At 68.9% G+C, this 16,071-nt stretch carries 13 protein-coding genes; 7 read left to right on the top strand and 6 right to left on the bottom strand.

Annotated elements, in window-relative coordinates:
• The first annotated feature begins 48 nt into the window (after positions 1-48).
• The 6 genes from AACH40_RS16370 to AACH40_RS16345 are packed head-to-tail and all read left to right on the top strand — an operon-like array spanning position 49 to position 6,226.
• The gene (locus AACH40_RS16370) at positions 49-708 is read left to right on the top strand and encodes a hypothetical protein (RefSeq protein ID WP_338643313.1); all 660 of its coding nucleotides are present in this window, start codon (positions 49-51) and stop codon (positions 706-708) included.
• The gene (locus tag AACH40_RS16365) at positions 705-1,967 is read left to right on the top strand and encodes a DUF4350 domain-containing protein (protein ID WP_338643312.1); all 1,263 of its coding nucleotides are present in this window, start codon (positions 705-707) and stop codon (positions 1,965-1,967) included. Before AACH40_RS16370 ends, AACH40_RS16365 begins: the two co-directional genes overlap by 4 nt.
• Positions 1,964-2,920, top strand: coding sequence for a MoxR family ATPase (locus AACH40_RS16360; RefSeq protein WP_338643311.1), 957 nt, complete (start codon positions 1,964-1,966; stop codon positions 2,918-2,920). Before AACH40_RS16365 ends, AACH40_RS16360 begins: the two co-directional genes overlap by 4 nt.
• Positions 2,921-2,928: 8 nt before the next feature.
• Positions 2,929-4,257: a DUF58 domain-containing protein gene (locus AACH40_RS16355; RefSeq protein ID WP_338643310.1), complete on the top strand. Its 1,329-nt coding sequence runs from the start codon at positions 2,929-2,931 to the stop codon at positions 4,255-4,257.
• Positions 4,254-5,303, top strand: a complete 1,050-nt coding sequence (locus AACH40_RS16350) for a stage II sporulation protein M (protein WP_338643309.1) — start codon at positions 4,254-4,256, stop codon at positions 5,301-5,303. Before AACH40_RS16355 ends, AACH40_RS16350 begins: the two co-directional genes overlap by 4 nt.
• Complete coding sequence (locus AACH40_RS16345) at positions 5,300-6,226, top strand: RDD family protein (protein ID WP_338643308.1); 927 nt, start codon at positions 5,300-5,302, stop codon at positions 6,224-6,226. The genes AACH40_RS16350 and AACH40_RS16345 overlap by 4 nt, the downstream gene beginning before the upstream one ends.
• 25 nt (positions 6,227-6,251) lie before the next feature.
• Here AACH40_RS16345 and AACH40_RS16340 read toward each other — a convergent pair whose 3' ends face one another.
• From AACH40_RS16340 to glnE, 6 genes are all read right to left on the bottom strand, one after another.
• Complete coding sequence (locus AACH40_RS16340) at positions 6,252-7,550, bottom strand: cytochrome P450 (RefSeq protein ID WP_338643307.1); 1,299 nt, start codon at positions 7,548-7,550, stop codon at positions 6,252-6,254.
• A 4-nt stretch (positions 7,551-7,554) separates the two neighbouring features.
• Complete coding sequence (locus AACH40_RS16335; RefSeq protein WP_338643306.1) at positions 7,555-9,090, bottom strand: acyl-CoA synthetase; 1,536 nt, start codon at positions 9,088-9,090, stop codon at positions 7,555-7,557.
• Between the two features lie 227 nt (positions 9,091-9,317).
• Positions 9,318-10,043: a M23 family metallopeptidase gene (locus tag AACH40_RS16330; RefSeq protein ID WP_338643305.1), complete on the bottom strand. Its 726-nt coding sequence runs from the start codon at positions 10,041-10,043 to the stop codon at positions 9,318-9,320.
• A 172-nt stretch (positions 10,044-10,215) separates the two neighbouring features.
• On the bottom strand, positions 10,216-11,019 hold the full coding sequence (locus tag AACH40_RS16325; RefSeq protein ID WP_338646134.1) for a ferritin-like domain-containing protein: 804 nt from the start codon (positions 11,017-11,019) through the stop codon (positions 10,216-10,218).
• A gap of 28 nt (positions 11,020-11,047) precedes the next feature.
• The gene (locus AACH40_RS16320) at positions 11,048-11,521 is read right to left on the bottom strand and encodes a peroxiredoxin (RefSeq protein ID WP_338643304.1); all 474 of its coding nucleotides are present in this window, start codon (positions 11,519-11,521) and stop codon (positions 11,048-11,050) included.
• On the bottom strand, positions 11,518-14,214 hold the full coding sequence (gene glnE, locus AACH40_RS16315; protein ID WP_338643302.1) for a bifunctional [glutamate--ammonia ligase]-adenylyl-L-tyrosine phosphorylase/[glutamate--ammonia-ligase] adenylyltransferase: 2,697 nt from the start codon (positions 14,212-14,214) through the stop codon (positions 11,518-11,520). The genes AACH40_RS16320 and glnE overlap by 4 nt, the downstream gene beginning before the upstream one ends.
• A gap of 156 nt (positions 14,215-14,370) precedes the next feature.
• Here glnE and AACH40_RS16310 point away from each other — a divergent pair, with 156 nt between their 5' ends.
• Positions 14,371-16,065 carry a M28 family metallopeptidase gene (locus AACH40_RS16310; RefSeq protein ID WP_338643301.1) on the top strand — a complete coding sequence of 565 codons (1,695 nt, stop codon included), beginning with the start codon at positions 14,371-14,373 and terminating at the stop codon, positions 16,063-16,065.
• Positions 16,066-16,071: the final 6 nt, after the last annotated feature.

The following is a 16,071-nucleotide window of genomic DNA, read 5'->3' as shown; positions in this document are numbered from 1 at the left end:
GCCAGCGGCGGCTTGCAGCCGGCGCTGCGCCGTGCCAGCAAGGGCGGCGTGACGGGGGCAACCGCAGCAGCAGCGATCGACGCCGGCGAAAGCGGGGAACGTGCCTGGCGCGCGGCCCGCGGGCTGGCCGATATCCAGTACGCCCCGCTGCCGCCCAAGGCACCAACGCCTCCGCCCGAATGGCTGGCCGCGCTGATGCGCTGGCTTGCCCGGCTGTTCGAACCGCTCGGTCGCTGGCTGGGGAAGGGCTGGGGCACGATCGAGATCCTGCTGCTGATCGCCGCCGCGATCGGCGCGCTGTGGATCCTGGCGAGCTTCCTGCTGCCGATCCTGCGCAACCGCGCCAGGCGGCCGGCAGAGGCGGAGGACTGGACCCCGGATGCGGGCGAGGCGGCGATCCTGCTGGCCGATGCCGACCGGCTGGCGGGTGAAGGCCGCTTCGACGAAGCCGCGCACCTGCTGCTGCGCCGATCCGTGCAGCAGATCGCGGCGGCGCGGCCGGCGCTGCTTTCGCCATCGGACACCGCGCGGGACATCGCGGCGATGCCCGCCCTGCCGACCGGCGCCCGCACCGCTTTCGGCACGATGGCCAGCGCGGTCGAACGCGCGCTCTATGCCCTGCGGCCGCTGGCCCGCGAGGACTGGGACGAGGCCCGCGCCGCCTATGCCGCTTTCGCCCGCGTCCGGCTGGACGGGGCGGCGGCATGAACGGGCAGCCTTTCGCCCGGGGCACGCTGGTGGCCATGCTGTTCGGCGGGCTGGTTGCTTTCGTCGCGCTGCTGTGGAGCCTGGGCCATGCCGCGCCCGATGCCAACAACGGCGGCGGCCATGCCGGCGGGCGGGGGCTCAACGGCTTTGCCGCGCTGGCTGCGATGCTGGAGGCCGACGGGTTCGAAGTCAGCCGCAGCCGCGCCCACGATCCCGCCGACCGGCCGGGCCTGCTGATCCTGACCCCTTCGGCCGATGCCAAGGGCAGCGATATCGATGACATCGTCGTGCGCCACCGCCATGTCGGCCCGACGCTGGTGATCACGCCCAAGTGGTTCGCCATGCCGATCGAAGGCGATGACCGCGCGAAGCGGGGCTGGACCAGGATCGTCGGCACTGCGCCGCCCGAATGGCCGGGCTTTGCCGACGACGTGGCGGTCAAGCTGGCCCCGGCGCGCGGCTGGAGTGCGGCAGGCAGCCGGATGGGCCGCCTGCCCGATCCGCGCAACGTGCTGTCGGGCAGCGGCAAGCCGCTGGTTTCGCTGGTGCGGGCGAGCGACGGGCGCATTCTGGCGGCATTTGTCAACGATTCGGGCAGCTACCCCGCGCTCGAACAGTTTGCCGGAACGGCGGGGCCGATCGGCGGCAACGACCCCGACCTCTACCCGCTGGTGTTCGTGTTCGAGCCCGACCTGCTGGACAACTGGGGCATGGCCGACAAGGCAACCGGGCTGCTGGCGCGCGATCTGATCGTCGCCACGGCGGACGGGCGCGGCGGGCCGGTGACCTTCGACCTGTCGCTCGCCGGGCTGGGTGCGAGCAAGAACCTGCTGACGCTGGCGTTCGAGCCACCGTTCCTGGCCGCGACGATCTGCCTGATCCTGGCCGCCGCCGCCGCAATCTGGCGCGCACTTGCCGGCTTCGGTCCGCGACTGGTGCCGGGGCGGGCGATGGCCCACGGCAAGAGCGCGCTGGTGGCCAACGCCGCCGCGCTGGTCCGCCGTTCGGGCCGGTTGCACCTGATCGCGCCGCCTTATGGCGCTGCCGCGCGCGAACGGCTGGTGCTGGCACTGGGCCTGCCGCGCGGCCGGGCCGCCAGTGACGCCGACACCGCGATCGACCGCAGTGCGCAAGCCCGCCGCCCGGGCTTGCCGTCGTTCGCGGCCCTCGCGGCCCGTCTTTCCGCCGCGCGACGCCCTGACGACATCGTTCGCGCCGCGCGCGACATCCAACAATTCGAAAAGGACCTTCTGCGATGACTCTCGACCAGGTACGTGCGCTTGCCGACGCCATCCGCAGCGAGGTGGGCAAGGCCGTGGTCGGCCAGCAGCAGACGGTCGATCACCTGCTGATCGCACTGTTCGCGGGCGGGCACGTCCTGCTCGAAGGCCCTCCCGGCACGGCCAAGACGCTGCTGGCGCAAAGCTTCGCCACGGCGCTGGGGCTCGATTTCGGGCGCATCCAGTTCACGCCCGACCTGATGCCGGGCGATATCCTGGGGTCCAACCTGTTCAACTTCCAGACCAGCACCTTCACCCTGACCCGTGGCCCGATCTTCCACGAACTGCTGCTGGCCGACGAAATCAACCGCACCCCGCCCAAGACCCAGGCCGCACTGCTGGAAGCGATGCAGGAACGCCGCGTGACGCTGGACGGGCAGGCGCACGCGCTGTCCGACCGTTTCATGGTGGTGGCGACGCAGAACCCGATCGAGAGCCAGGGCGTCTACCCGCTGCCCGAAGCGCAGCTCGACCGCTTCCTGTTCAAGGTGCTGGTCGCCTATCCCGACATCGACGAGGAGCGCCGCATCGTGGCGCAGCACGGCGATGCCCGCGCCGGGGCGAAAGCGATGGAACTGGGCGTGGGCGCAGTGGCCGATCGTGATGCGCTGGCCGGGGCGGTTGCTGCGGTGGCAGGGGTGAAGCTGGCCGAGGGCGTGGTCGACTACATCGTCCGGCTGGTGCGCGCATCGCGCGAAAGCGTCGATCTGGTGGCCGGCGCATCGCCCCGCGCGGCGGTGCTGCTGGGCGGCGCGGCGCGGGCGCGGGCGGCGCTGGAAGGGCGCGATTACGTGGTGCCCGACGACGTCAAGGCGCTGGCCCCGGCGGTGCTGCGCCATCGCATGATCCTGAGCCCGGCGGCGGAAATCGAAGGCCGGCAGGCGGAGACAATCGTGGCCGACCTGATCGCGCGGACCGAAAGTCCGAGGTGAGGCCTGGCGTGAAACTCAAGGGGCCGCCCTTTCAGCCCACGGCGCGCGCGGTGCTGGCCCTGCTGGCAATAGCGCCGCTGGCGCTGGTCATCGCCGCGCGCGTGCCGGCGGCCTGGGTGCTGGCACCGGCGCTGGCCGGCGCGCTGTTGGTGCTGGTGGCGCTCGATGCGCTGTTTGCCGGCAGGCTGGCCGATGTGCGGGTGATCGCCCCCGCCGATGCCGAAGTGGGGCAGGCGGTGCGGCTGACCGTGCTTGCCGACTTCGAGCGGACCACCGCGCGGCGGATCGAGGCGGCGCTGGCGCTCGACCCGCGCCTGATCGACGGTGGGCGGTTGGCGCTGACGCTGAAGCAGGGGCCTGACGCCTGGGAGGGCGCAAACGAAATCGTGCCGGTGCGGCGCGGCCCCGGCGCGATTCCGGCGATATGGCTGCGCTGGAACGGGCCGCTGGGGCTTGGCCAGCGAATCGCGCAGCGGCCGCTGGACCTGATGGTGCGGGTGCGGCCGGATCTTTCGCCGGTGCGATCAGGCGAATTGCAGCTGTTTCTGCGCGATGCCGACCTTGGCCAGGTGGCGCGGCGGATTCGCGGGGCGGGGGCCGAGTTCGAGGCGCTGGCCGACTACGAGCCCGGCATGGACCGGCGGCGGATCGACTGGAAATCTTCCGCCCGGCATGCGCGGCTCGTGGCGCGCGAATACGAGACCGAGCGCAACACCCAGATCGTGTTCGCGCTCGATTGCGGGCAGACGATGTGCGAGCCGGTGGCTGGCCTTGCGCGGATCGACCGGGCGATCACCGCCGCGTTGACCACGGCATGGGTCGCGCTGAAGGGGCAGGACCGCATCGCGCTGTTCGGCTTTGCCGCAAGGCCGCTGGTGGCGACGCCCTTCGTTGCCGCGCCGCGCGATTTCCACCGGTTGCAGGATGCAGCGGCAAGCCTCGACTACCATGCAGAGGAGCCGAACTTCACGTTGGCGCTGGCAACGCTTGCCGCGCGGTTGAAGCGGCGGTCGCTGGTGGTGGTGTTTTCCGACTTCACCGACCCGACCAGCGCCGAGCTGATGATCGAGAACGTGGGTCGGCTGGTCGAACGCCATGTGGTGCTGTTCGTGGTGATGGAAGATGCCGAACTTTCCGGGATCGCCACGGCCATGCCCGAGGACCTCGACGACGTGGCGCAGGCGGTGACCGCCGATGCGCTGCTGCGCCAGCGCCAGCAGGTGCTGCAGCGGTTGCGCCGGCTGGGGGTGCGCGTGGTGGAAGCGCCGCACGAAACGATCGGGCTGCGGCTGCTCGACGCCTATCTTTCGGTCAAGCGGCGGGGGCTGGTCGGATGAGCGCGCTGGGCGACAAGCTGGCAGGATGGCTTGGCCGCGGCGCGGCCGAGGATGCCGCGCGCGTGGAGGAAGCGGCGCTGCGCTCGGACCGGTTCCGGCTGGAGCGCGAGGGCGACTGGAAGCGGCTGGAGCAGATCGTCGGCCAGATCGAGCGGGGGCGATTGAAGCGGCTGTCGGACGAGGACCTGCTGGCGCTGCCGGGGCTGTACCGGATGACCGCGAGCGCGCTGTCGATCGCGCGCGAAACCTCGCTCGACCAGGCGCTGATCGACTGGCTGGAGACGCTGACCCAGCGCGCCTGGTTCGCCGTCTATGGCCCGCGCGCCGGGCTGGGGCGGTGGTTGCGTAGCTTCCTTGGCGGCGGCTGGGGCCGGGCGGTGCGCAGCATCGGCCCCGATATCCTGATCGCGCTGCTGGCGATGGTCGTGGGCACGGTGGTCGGCTGGCTGCTGGTATCGAGCAATCCCGACTGGTTCTATGCCCTGATGCCCAGCGGCGACGAGCGCCAGCCCGGCGCGAGCCGCGAGGTGCTGGAGCGCACGCTGTTCGGCAATGCCGGGCAGGATGGCCTTTCGGTGTTCGCGGCGATGCTGTTCAGCAACAACGCGCAAGTTTCGATCCTGGCCTTTGCGCTCGGCTTTGCCTGCGGGGTGCCGACACTGCTGCTGCTGGTGCACAACACGGCGATGCTGGGCGCGCTGCTGTGGCTCTATCACGGGCAGGGGCTGACGTTCGAACTGGTCGGCTGGCTTTCGGTGCACGGCACGACCGAACTGTTCGCGATCCTGCTGGCGGGGGCGGCGGGGCTCCACGTCGGTCGGGCGATCGCGTTTCCGGGCAACCGCGCTCTGCTCGATGCGGCGGCAGAAGCGGGGCGGCGGGCGGCGCTGGTGATGACCGGCGTGGTGCTGATGCTGATCGTTGCCGCCATGCTGGAAGCGTTCGCGCGCCAACTGCTCGATGCCACGATGCCACGGCTGGTGGTGGGCGCGTTCATGCTGGTGTTCTGGATCGGGTATCTGTTCGTGTGGCGGCGCGGTAAATGAGCGCGCGCGGGGCCACGGGGCGCATCGTGCCCGATGCCGAGCGGCGCAAGCGCTGGCTGACGACGCCCGAAGGCGTGGCGCTGCCGTTCGTGCTGGCATCGCGCGGGGCAAGGGCGGCGGCGCTGGCAATCGACCTGTTCCTGGTCGGCGCGGCGATGGTGGCAACCACGCTGGCGCTGCTGTGGATGGCGCAGGGGCTGGGGCTCAACGCCAGCACCAAGGGCCCGGCGGGCCATGCGTTGCAGGCGCTGGCGATCGTGTGGTTCGTGGTCATGTTCCTTGCCCGCAATGCCTGGTTTCTCGCCTTCGAGCTGGGACCGCGCGGGGCGACGCCGGGCAAGCGCCTGCTCGGCATTCGCGTTGCCGCGCGCGATGGCGGGCGGCTGACCACCGAGGCGGTGATCGCGCGCAACCTGGTGCGCGACATCGAGCTGTTCATGCCGCTGGTGTTCATCGGCGGCGCGGCATCGAGCGGGGGCGACACCGACCTGGCGAGCTGGGCGGGCCTTGGCTGGTTCGCGCTGTTCATGGCGATGCCGTTCCTCAACCGCGACGCCTTGCGCTGCGGCGACATGATCGCGGGCACCTGGGTGGTGGAGGCGCAGAAGCGCAAGCTGGGGCAGGCGCTATCGCTTGGCGGCGCGGCGGCGGGGCCGAGCGCGGCAACGGGCGCGGTCTATCGCTTCGGGCCGGAGGAACTCTCCGTCTACGGCGAATACGAGCTGCAGGCGCTGGAACGCGTGCTGCGCGAGGGCCGGGCGGATACGATGGCCGAAGTGGCGGCGACGATCTGTGGGAAGATCGGCTGGAGCGCAGGCGCGGGCGACGAGCGCGCGTTCCTGGAGGCTTATTACACCCAGCTGCGCGCGCATCTGGAGCGCGGCATGCGCTTCGGGCGGCGCAAGGCAGACAAGTTCGCCTGACCTGACGCCGCCCGAGGCTTGACGGTCAGCTGGCCTTGAAGCGGATCGGCAGGGTCTTGAGCCCGCCGACGAAGGTGCTCTTGGCGCGCTTGGGCTCGCCCGCCAGTTCGAGGCTGTCGATCCGGTCGAGCAGCGCTTCGAACAGGATGCGCATTTCGAGCCGGGCGAGGTGGAGACCCAGGCACTGGTGTGCGCCCGCGCCGAACGCGATGTGGCGGTTGCCATCGCGCGCCGCATCGAACTTGCGCGGGTTGTCGAACTGCGCCGGATCGTGGTTGGCCGCGACGTAGTTGAGCATCAGCCAGTCGCCCGCCGGGATCTGCACCCCGCCGATCTCGACATCGGTGGTGTTGGTGCGCATGAAGTGCTGCACCGGCGTGGTCCAGCGGATCGCTTCCTCGACAACGCCGGGCAGCAGGCTGCGATCGGCCTTGACGCGGGCGAACTGGTCCGGGTCCTGCGCGAGAGCGAGCATCGCCCCGGCGGTGGAGGCCGAGGTGGTGTCGTGCCCCGCTGCGGCAACGATGATGTAGTAGCCGGCAAGATCGCGCGCCGAGAGCGGTTGCCCGTCGATGTTGGCGTTGGCGAGCACGCTGGCGACGTCGTTGGTCGGGTTCTTGCGGCGCTCTTCGGCGAGCGCGAAGAAATAGGCCTCGAAATCGCTGACCGCGCCCATGACGATCTGGAGGACCTGTTCGGGGGCAAGGTCGGCCATGCCGGACTTGTTGAGGTCTTCGTCCTGCCCGCCGAACATCTGCTGGGTGAGGAAGAGCATGCGCGGCTCGTCCTCCTCCGGCACGCCGAGGATCTGCATGACGACGTGGAGCGGGTAGGGCGCCGAGACGAGCGTGCAGAAGTCCGCTTCGGGGCCGGCCGCGATCAGCCGGTCGACGGTGTGCGCGGCCAGCTTGCGGATGTCCTCCTCGATCTTGCGCAGGTTCTTCGGCATGAACCATTCCTGCGTCAGGCGGCGCAGCTTGGGATGCGAGGGCGCGTCGATCGAGACGAGCGAGTTGACGAGGTTCGGGCTGCCGCCGGTGACCGCGCGGGCGAAGGCTTCGCCGTCCTTGCCGGTGAACACGGTGGGGCGCGGCGCGTTGAGGAAGGTCTGGTTGTCCTTCGACACGCGCATCACGTCTTCATGGCGGGTCAGCAGCCAGAAGGGTTCGTGGAAGCCTTCCGCGCTTTCGATGCGCACCACGGGCGTTTCGGCCCGGATGCGGTCGAAGCGGTCGAGCAGCGGGCCCCACTCCGCATAGGAGCGGGGATCGATGACGGCGATGGCGTCTTCGGGCGAAGCGACGGGCACTGCAGTGGTTGCCATGGCGTCAGGCCTCCAGAGCCGCGGCGGCCTTGTATTCATCGCGCAACAGGCGCTTGAACAGCTTGCCGGTGGGTTCGCGGGGAAGTTCCTCGCGGAAGTCGATCTGGCGCGGCATCTTCACGCGCGAAAGCTGCGGATTGAGCCAGTCGGTCAGCTCGGCGGCGAGCGCGGGGCCCGCTTCGGCAAGGTTGGCCGGCTGGACGATCGCCACCACGCGTTCGCCCATGTCGGGATCGGGGGCGCCGATCACCGCGACGTCGGCGACCTTGGGGTGGGTCACGAGCAGGCTTTCGATTTCCTGCGGGTAGATGTTTACGCCGCCCGAGATGATCATGAAGCTCTTGCGGTCGGTCAGGTAGAGGAAGCCGTCTTCATCGACGCGGCCGATGTCGCCAAGGCTGGTCCAGCCATGCTTGTTCGTGGCCTCTGCCGTCTTGGCCGGATCGTTGTGATATTCGAACACCCCGCCGCCTTCGAAGAAGACCTGGCCTTCGGTGCCGGTGGGCACTTCGTCGCCGTTTTCATCGCAGATGTGGATCACGCCGGTGATGACGCGACCGACCGAGCCCGGGTGGGTCAGCCAGTCTTCGCTGCCGATGAAGGTGAAGCCGTTGCCTTCGGTGCCGGCGTAGTATTCCTTGAGGATCGGACCCCACCAGTCGATCATCGCGTGCTTGACCGGGATCGGGCAGGGCGCGGCGGCGTGGATCGCGCACTTGAGCGAGGAAATGTCGTACTTCGTGCGCACATCCTCGGGCAGCTTGAGCAGCCGCACGAAGTGGGTCGGCACCCACTGGCTGTCGGTGATCTTGTACTTTTCGATCAGCTGCAGCGCGTGCTCCGGATCGAACTTGTCCATCACCACGACAGTGCCGCCAAGGCGATGAACGCCCATCGACCAGCGCAGCGGCGCGGCGTGATAGAGCGGCGCGGGGCTGAGATAGACCGAATCCTTGGTGAAGCCGAAGACTTCGGAGGCCACCATCATCAGCGAGGTCGGCGCGCCGATCGCAGGGTCTTCGGGCATGGGCACGCGCACGCCCTTGGGCTTGCCCGTGGTGCCCGAGGAATAGAGCATATCGCCGCCGGCGCGCTCGTCGGCAATGGCGGTGGCAGGCATCTTGGCCAGTTCGGCTTCGAGATCATGGACGCCGACGCCGCCAAGGCGCAGCTGCGGAACGGAGGGGGCCAGCGCGGCGACTTCGTCGAGCACCTTGTTGAGGTAGGTCGAGCTCACCAGAAGCTTGGCGCCGCTGTCCTGCGCGATGTAGGCGATTTCAGGTGCGGCAAGACGGCAGGAAACGGCCACGAAGACGAGACCTGCGCGCTGCGCGCCCCACACCAGCGAGAAGTATTCGGGACGGTTTTCCAGGCTGATCGCCACGGTATCCCCGATCTGCAGTCCCCGCGCACGCAGCAACTGGGCGAAGCGATTGCTCTCTTCGTCAAGCTCGCGGTAGGTCAGGCTGCGCCCATCGGCCATGATGACCGCGGGCTTTTCCGGATGGTTCCGCGCGTGCACGCTCGGGTGAAAGTCCATGCGATTCCTCTCTTCGCTTTCGGCCTTGGCCTTACGGCCCCGGGCCTTTCGCGCGTGACCTTAACCGCATGATTAAATCGCGCAAAGGGATTCGTTGCATTGTGCAACGCACACAGCAAAAAAGTTGCTGGCCGTTCAGCAATTTTGAAACGGGCAAAGAAAAAGGCGGCGCGATGGCCGCCTCTTTCCGCATCCCCTCCAGGATGGCTTAGTTCGACCGGGGCGGCTTATTCCGGACCGCCGCGTCCTTCGGTCGGGTCGTTTTCGGCATAAAGCGTGGAAGAGCCCTGCATGTAGGGAAGCGGATTGACCGCTTCGCCGGCAACGCGGACTTCGTAATGCAGGTGCGGACCGGTCGAGCGGCCGGTCGAGCCGACATAGCCGATCACGTCGCCCTTGCGGACGCGCTGGCCTTCGGCAACCGCGATGCGCGACATGTGGCCGTAGCGGGTTTCGAGCGCGGCGCCATGTTCGAGCTCGACACACAGGCCGTAGCCGCCGAACCAGTCGGCCTTGCCGACAACGCCATCCGCCGAAGCGTAGATCGGGGTGCCGGTGGCGGCGGGAAGATCGATGCCCTTGTGCTGGCGCAGGCCGCCGAGCACGGGGTGCACGCGCAGGCCGAAGGCGCTCGACATGGCGCGGCTGGAATTCACGGGCATCAGCGAGGGGATCGAGACGGTGCCCGAGCGGGCCGGAGCGACGGTGCCGGTAACCGAGCCACCATCTAGCGCCTGCCACGAAGCGAAGAGATTGCGGAACTGCTGGTCGCCGTTGTCGGTGCTGACGGCCCCGCTGCGGGCAGCTTCAGCGGCGCGGAGCGGCGAAGCGATGTCGGCCGAAGCGGCGCTGTTGGCGAAAGCGGGAACCGAGACCAGCGAGGCGATGGCGGCGATGGCTGCGAACGACTTGCGGCCAAGCGACTGGCGGACAAAGTTGGTGTTTTGCGACATTACGACCCGAACGACCTTCTTTTTGACCCGCAGCCCGCAAGCAGGCGACGGAGACGCGCTGACCCCCAGTGCGTGCCACCCCGGTTCGCGACGAACCGGAGCAGATTTTTTTGAGAAGGATCGGAACCCCCCGCCCAACTCTTGATTGGTGGGGTAACGGCAGGGCGTCAGTTCACGCAACCCCTGCCATCATTTCGCACGATAGACCGGCTGATCGGCGCGCCGAGTCGTTGAACGGCGGCTTAACAGCGCCGCGAAAGTGCCTCTCGACCAAGCTTTTCCAAAGTTGCGGTGGCGATTCACCGCGTTCCTGGCATACCTTCGCGAAGTGGGTTGTGCCGAAACGCACATGGCGGATTTCGTCGTCAAGGATTCGTTGCAGGATGCGCGCCGAACGCAGGTCTCCAGCGGCTTCGAACCGTTCGATCGTAACCGGAGTGACATCCAGCCCACGCGCTTCGAGCACCATCGGCACGACCGCAAGGCGGGCAGCGATGTCGTGCGCGGTTTCGCGTGCGGCATCCCACAGTCCGTCGTGGGCCGGCAGGTCGCCGTAGAACGTCCCGAGGGTGCGCAGGCGGCGGGCGAGCAGCGCGAAATGCATCGCTTCGTCCGCGGCGACATCCAGCCAGTCGGACACGAAAGCCGGCCCGCGTTCGGCGCCGAAGCGGCCGGCGGCATCGAGGGCAAGATCGATGGCGACGAATTCGATGTGGCAGAGCGCGTGGAGCAGCGCAATCCGCCCGCGTTCCGAGCCTCCGCGCCCGCGCTTGGGCATGGCGTTGGGCGGCAGCAACTGCGGCGCGTTCGGCCGGGCCGGCGCATCGGGCATGGCCACGTCGAACGCGAAGGCAAGTCGGCCCGCGCGCCAGTCCCGAGCGACCGCGCGGGCTGCCATCGCCTTTGCCTCCGGATCGGCGGTGAGCATGGCGGCACGGATGGCGTGCGCCACCGATGGCGTTGCGGAAGACGGCATTTCAGAAGGCGAAAGGTTCACGCGCGGCTCAGAGCGCCTTGGCGGCGGCGAGCACGTCCTCGGCGTGGCCTTTGACCTTCACCTTGTTCCACACTTGCGCGATCCGACCATCGGCGCCGACAAGGTAGGTGGTCCGCTCCATGCCCATGTAGGTGCGGCCGTACATCGACTTTTCAGTCCATATGCCGAGCGCATCGGACAGGCCGCCTTCTTCGGCATCGCTGGCCAGCGGGGCGGCAAGGCCATGCTTCTCGGCGAACTTCTGATGCTTCTTGGGCGGGTCCTTGCTGACGCCCAGAAGCGCGGTGCCTGCCGCGGCGAACTGGTCGGCCAGCGCGGAGAAATCCTTGTTTTCCGTGGTGCAGCCCGGCGTATCGTCCTTGGGATAGAAGAACACGACCAGCTTGCGCCCGGCAAAGTCGGACGGCTTGACGGTGCCGCCATCCGGCGTGGTCATGGCAATGTCGGGGAAGGCGTCGCCGACGCCGATACGCTCGCTCATGCTAGGATCTCCAGCCTTTCGCCGAAAACGGCGTTCCATGCCTGCCCCACGCGCTGCCGCATGGCGGCGATGGCGTCAAGCAGCTCGCCCCACCGGGCAAGGCCGCAGGCGCGCGCGACGATCTCGCGGCTGGCGGGCGGGGGATATTCGCCATCGGGGGCAACGAGGCGGACCACCACCAGCAGCCGCGCCATCAGGTCGTGCGCTTCGCGCAGGCCCTGCGGCAACAGCCCTGCATCCTCCAGCGCGGAAACCGCATCGCCAAGACCCGGTTCGAGCGCGACGTGATCGCGCAACTGGAGGTAATGAACCATGAATTCGATATCGACGAGCCCGCCGCGCAGCAGCTTGACATCGAGCGGCCCCTTGCCGGGCTTGTGCTTCTGCATTTCGCCCCGCATCGACAGGACATCGGCGCGAAGCTTGGCAGGATCGCGCGGATCGTGGAGCGCGCAGGCGACGATCGTGTCGAGCGCGGCGCGGTCGGGCGCGGTGCCGAACAGGGCGCGGGCGCGACACAGCGCCATGTGCTCCCAGGTCCAGGCTTCCTCCCGCTGGTAGCGCTCGAAGCTGTCGAGGCTGACCGCGATCGGGCCCTGTGCGCCGGAGGGACGAAGGCGCGTGTCGACTTCGTAGAGCGCGCCGGCGGCGGTCGGCACCGACAGCGCGGCGATCACCCGCTGGGCGAGGCGGTTGTAGTAGAGCGTGCCGCCCAGCGGACGGCGGCCGTCGCTTTCCGCCATGTGATCGCCGCTGAACAGGAACACGAGATCGAGGTCCGAGGCGTGAGTCAGCGCCGAACCGCCGAGCCGGCCGAGGCCGAGGATGACGAGGCGGCTGTCGGGCACGGTGCCATGGACGCTTTCGAATTCGGCGCAGGCGGCTTCGCCAAGGACGAGGATGGCCGCCTCTGCGACGCGGGACAGGGCCGCGGCAATCTCCAGCGGATCGCGCCCCGCTTCGATCAGCTGGACCCCCAGGGCAAAGCGCAGTTCGCCGACCTTGCGCCGCACCGCATCGAGCAGGCGCTGGTAATCGTCGCCCGCTTCGTTGCGGCGCAGCTCGCCCGCGATTTCGGCAACGCTGCCGGGCAGGTCGAAGGCGGAGCGGTCGATCAGTGTGTCGAGCAGATCGGCGCGGCGGGCGAGTTCATCCGCCAGCGTGGGCGCGTGGGCCAGCACGCGCATGACGACGGCGAGCAGGCCCGGGCGCGCTTCGAGCAGGCGGAAGACGTTGATCGCCGAAGGGAGCGCGCCGATCAGCTGTTCCCAGCGCAGCAGCGCGCGATCGGGATCGGGCGCTTCGGACAGCGCGCGCAGCAGCTGGGGGCGCAAACGGGCGAAGGCGGCGCGCGCCTCGTCGCTGCGCAGGGCGCGGAACTGGCCGTTTTCCCAGGCTTCGACCCGCGCGGCGAGCTGTTCACAATCGTCGAAGCCGCATTCCGCCAGTTCGCGCACCAGCGGCCGCTCGGCGACCTGTACCGCGCCGGTGGGCGCATAGGTCGCGATCAGTGCATCGAAGCGGGTGCCGACGGCTTCGGATATGCTCGCCAGCTCCGCCACGAGCGCGGCGCCATCGGCAAGGCCATCGAGCCGGGCGACATTGTCGAGCGCGGCGGGATCGGCCGGGAGCGAATGCGTCTGCTGGTCGGCGACCATCTGCAGGCGGTGTTCGATGGTGCGCAGCCTGTCGTAGCTCGTGCCCAGCACTTGCGCGTCCTCGGCCGTGATGATCCCGGCGGTGGCCAGCGCATCGAGGCTCGCCCGGGTGCCGCGCAGGCGCAGCGCGGGGTTGCGGCCGCCGTGGATCAGCTGGTGGGTCTGGGCGAAGAACTCCACCTCGCGAATGCCGCCGCGCCCGCGCTTCAGGTCGTAACCGGGACCCAGCGCCTGCCCGCCGATGTAATGGTCGCGAATGCGGGTGGTGAGGCGGCCGATCTCGTCAATCGCGCCGAAATCGAGGCTGCGGCGCCACACGAACGGGCGGATCGTATCGAGGAAGGCTTGCCCGCGCGGCACGTCGCCGGCGGCGGCGCGGGCGCGGATGTAGGCGGCGCGTTCCCAGGCGAGTGCGCTCGATTCGTAATGGGTGATCGCGCCTTCGAACGGGATCGCCAGCGGGCTGACTTCCGAGGCCGGGCGCAGGCGCAGGTCGACGCGGAAGACGTAGCCTTCGTCTGTTACCTTGCCGAGCAGTTCGACCACGGTGCGGGCCACGCGCTGCGCCGCCTCGCCCGGATCGTCGCGATCGCGCCGGGGCAGGACATCGGGTTCGTAGAGCAGGATGGGGTCGATGTCGGACGAATAGTTGAGCTCGCCCGCGCCATGCTTGCCGAGCGCGATGGCGGCAAAGCCCTGCGGTTCGGCATCCGGCACCCGCTTGCGGATCGCGGCGGCGATGGCGAGGTCGAGCGCGCGGTCGGCGAAGGCGGAAAGCGCGCCGGTCACGGCGGCAAGCGGCATCGCGCCGGCCAGATCGGCGATGCCGGCGGCGGTGGCGAGCGCCAGGCGTTCGCGCCGCAGCTGCACGGCAACATCGTCGGTGCCTTCACCGGCGCCGGCAGCCCAGGCCAGCGCTTCGTCCAGCCGGCCTTGGGCGAGCAGCGCTTCAAGCGCGCCCTGCCGGTCGAGCGCGCGGGCAAGAAAGGGCGAGCAGGTGCGGGCGCGGGTCAGCGCATTCTGCCAATCGGTCATGTCCCGGCGATGCCCGGTCATGGCGGGCGAGGCAAGCGTCGCGCGCGCCCGGCGGGGCGGTGTTGCGTCGCTCGCCACGCTCTGCCAACGTCGCGGCATGTCCACAGCGACGCCGACACGGCGCTGCGGTGAATTGAGAACATGAAGGGAAATTCAATGCCTTACCGGGTCGATCGCGCCTTTCGCGCCGCGCTTGTCGCGGGCGCTGCCTGTGCCGCGCTGATTTCATCGGCAACTTTCGCCGCCGCGCCGGCGGCGCCTGCGAAGGTACCCCCGGTCAACGTTCCGCTGATGCGGCAGGTGATCAAGACGCTGTCGTCCGACGAGTTCGAGGGCCGCGCCCCCTCGACCGCCGCAGAGCCCAAGGTGCTCGACGAGATCGTCGCGCGCTTCAAGGCGGCGGGCCTGAAGCCCGGCAACAAGGGGTCGTGGCTGCAGGACGTGCCGACGGTGGAGATCACCGCGAGCCAGTTTTCGCCGATGGTGGTGAAGGGCAAGGGCATTGCGCCGATGAGCTTCACGATCGGCAAGGACTTCGTTGCCGGGTCGTACCGCTTCGTGCCGCAGACCAAGGTGGCGGACAGCGAGCTGGTGTTCGTGGGCTATGGCATCAACGCGCCCGAGCTTGGCTGGAACGACTATGCCGGGCTCGACATGAAGGGGAAGACGGCGGTCATCCTGGTCAACGACCCAGACTACGAGATGCAGGGCGAGGACGGGCCGTTCAAGGGCCGTCGGATGACCTACTACGGGCGCTGGACCTACAAGTTCGAGGAAGCGGCGCGCCAGGGCGCGACTGCGGCGATCGTCATCCACGATACGTACCCTGCCGCCTATGGCTGGAACGTGGTGCAGTCGAGCTGGACGGGGGCGCAGTACTTCGTCCAATCGGCCAACGACGGCATGGACCAGACCGTGGCCAACGCCTGGGTGCAGAAGAGCGTGGCCGAGGCCATCCTCAAGGCGGCCGGGCAGGATCTGACCACCCTGACCGCCGCCGCCAAGCAGAAGGGGTTCAAGGCGGTGCCGCTGGGCCTCACGATGGACCTTTCTTTCGACAACGCGATCCGCAAGGCGACGTCGCACAACGTGGTCGGCCTGCTGCCGGGCAAGACGCGCGCGCACGAATACGTGCTCTACAGCGCGCACTGGGACCATCTTGGCCGTTGCGAGGCGGACAAGACCGGCGACGACATCTGCAATGGCGCGGTCGACAACGCGACCGGGGTCGGCGCGCTGGCCGCGCTGGCGGACATGAACCGCCGCGCCGGGCCGGCGGCGCGCAGCCAGGTGTTCCTTGCTGTTACACTTGAGGAATCGGGCACGCTGGGATCGGAATACTATGCCGCGAACCCGGTGTTTCCGCTGGCCAGGACGGTTGGCGGGGTGAACATGGACGGCCTTTCGCCGACGGGTCGGGCACGCGACGTGACCGTGACCGGAGGCGACAAGTCCGAACTGACCACGCTGCTGCGCAGGGTGGAAGAGGACATGAACCTGTCCGAGACGCCCGAGAGCCATCCCGAACGCGGGTATTACTACCGGTCGGACCACTTCAGCTTCGCCAAGCTTGGCGTGCCGATGTTCGACGTCGGCCTGGGCGAGGATCTGGAAAAGGGTGGTCGCGCCGCGGGCGAGGCGGCTTCGGAAGACTACACCGTCAACCGCTACCACCAGCCGAGCGACGAATATTCGGACAGCTGGGACATGTCGGGCATGGCGCAGGAAGTCGAACTCTTCTACCGGCTCGGCCGGGGGCTTGCCGATGGCAAGGATTGGCCGAACTGGCACCCCGGGGACGAATTCCGCGCGATCCGCGACAAGAGTCTGGCGGACGCGGGCAAGAAGTAAGGACGA

This window comes from Novosphingobium olei (assembly GCF_037076535.1).
In the GTDB taxonomy this organism is placed as follows: domain Bacteria; phylum Pseudomonadota; class Alphaproteobacteria; order Sphingomonadales; family Sphingomonadaceae; genus Novosphingobium; species Novosphingobium olei.
This window is presented reverse-complemented; position numbering and strand designations above follow the sequence as displayed.

Coding starts and splice junctions, on each gene's coding strand:
- AACH40_RS16310 (WP_338643301.1), top strand. CDS start 14,371: ATGCCTTACCGGGTCGATCGCGCCTTTCGCGCCGCGCTTGTCGCGGGC.
- AACH40_RS16365 (WP_338643312.1), top strand. CDS start 705: ATGAACGGGCAGCCTTTCGCCCGGGGCACGCTGGTGGCCATGCTGTTC.
- AACH40_RS16330 (WP_338643305.1), bottom strand. CDS start 10,043: ATGTCGCAAAACACCAACTTTGTCCGCCAGTCGCTTGGCCGCAAGTCG.
- AACH40_RS16335 (WP_338643306.1), bottom strand. CDS start 9,090: ATGGACTTTCACCCGAGCGTGCACGCGCGGAACCATCCGGAAAAGCCC.
- AACH40_RS16345 (WP_338643308.1), top strand. CDS start 5,300: ATGAGCGCGCGCGGGGCCACGGGGCGCATCGTGCCCGATGCCGAGCGG.
- AACH40_RS16320 (WP_338643304.1), bottom strand. CDS start 11,521: ATGAGCGAGCGTATCGGCGTCGGCGACGCCTTCCCCGACATTGCCATG.
- glnE (WP_338643302.1), bottom strand. CDS start 14,214: ATGACCGATTGGCAGAATGCGCTGACCCGCGCCCGCACCTGCTCGCCC.
- AACH40_RS16360 (WP_338643311.1), top strand. CDS start 1,964: ATGACTCTCGACCAGGTACGTGCGCTTGCCGACGCCATCCGCAGCGAG.
- AACH40_RS16350 (WP_338643309.1), top strand. CDS start 4,254: ATGAGCGCGCTGGGCGACAAGCTGGCAGGATGGCTTGGCCGCGGCGCG.
- AACH40_RS16340 (WP_338643307.1), bottom strand. CDS start 7,550: ATGGCAACCACTGCAGTGCCCGTCGCTTCGCCCGAAGACGCCATCGCC.
- AACH40_RS16325 (WP_338646134.1), bottom strand. CDS start 11,019: ATGCCGTCTTCCGCAACGCCATCGGTGGCGCACGCCATCCGTGCCGCC.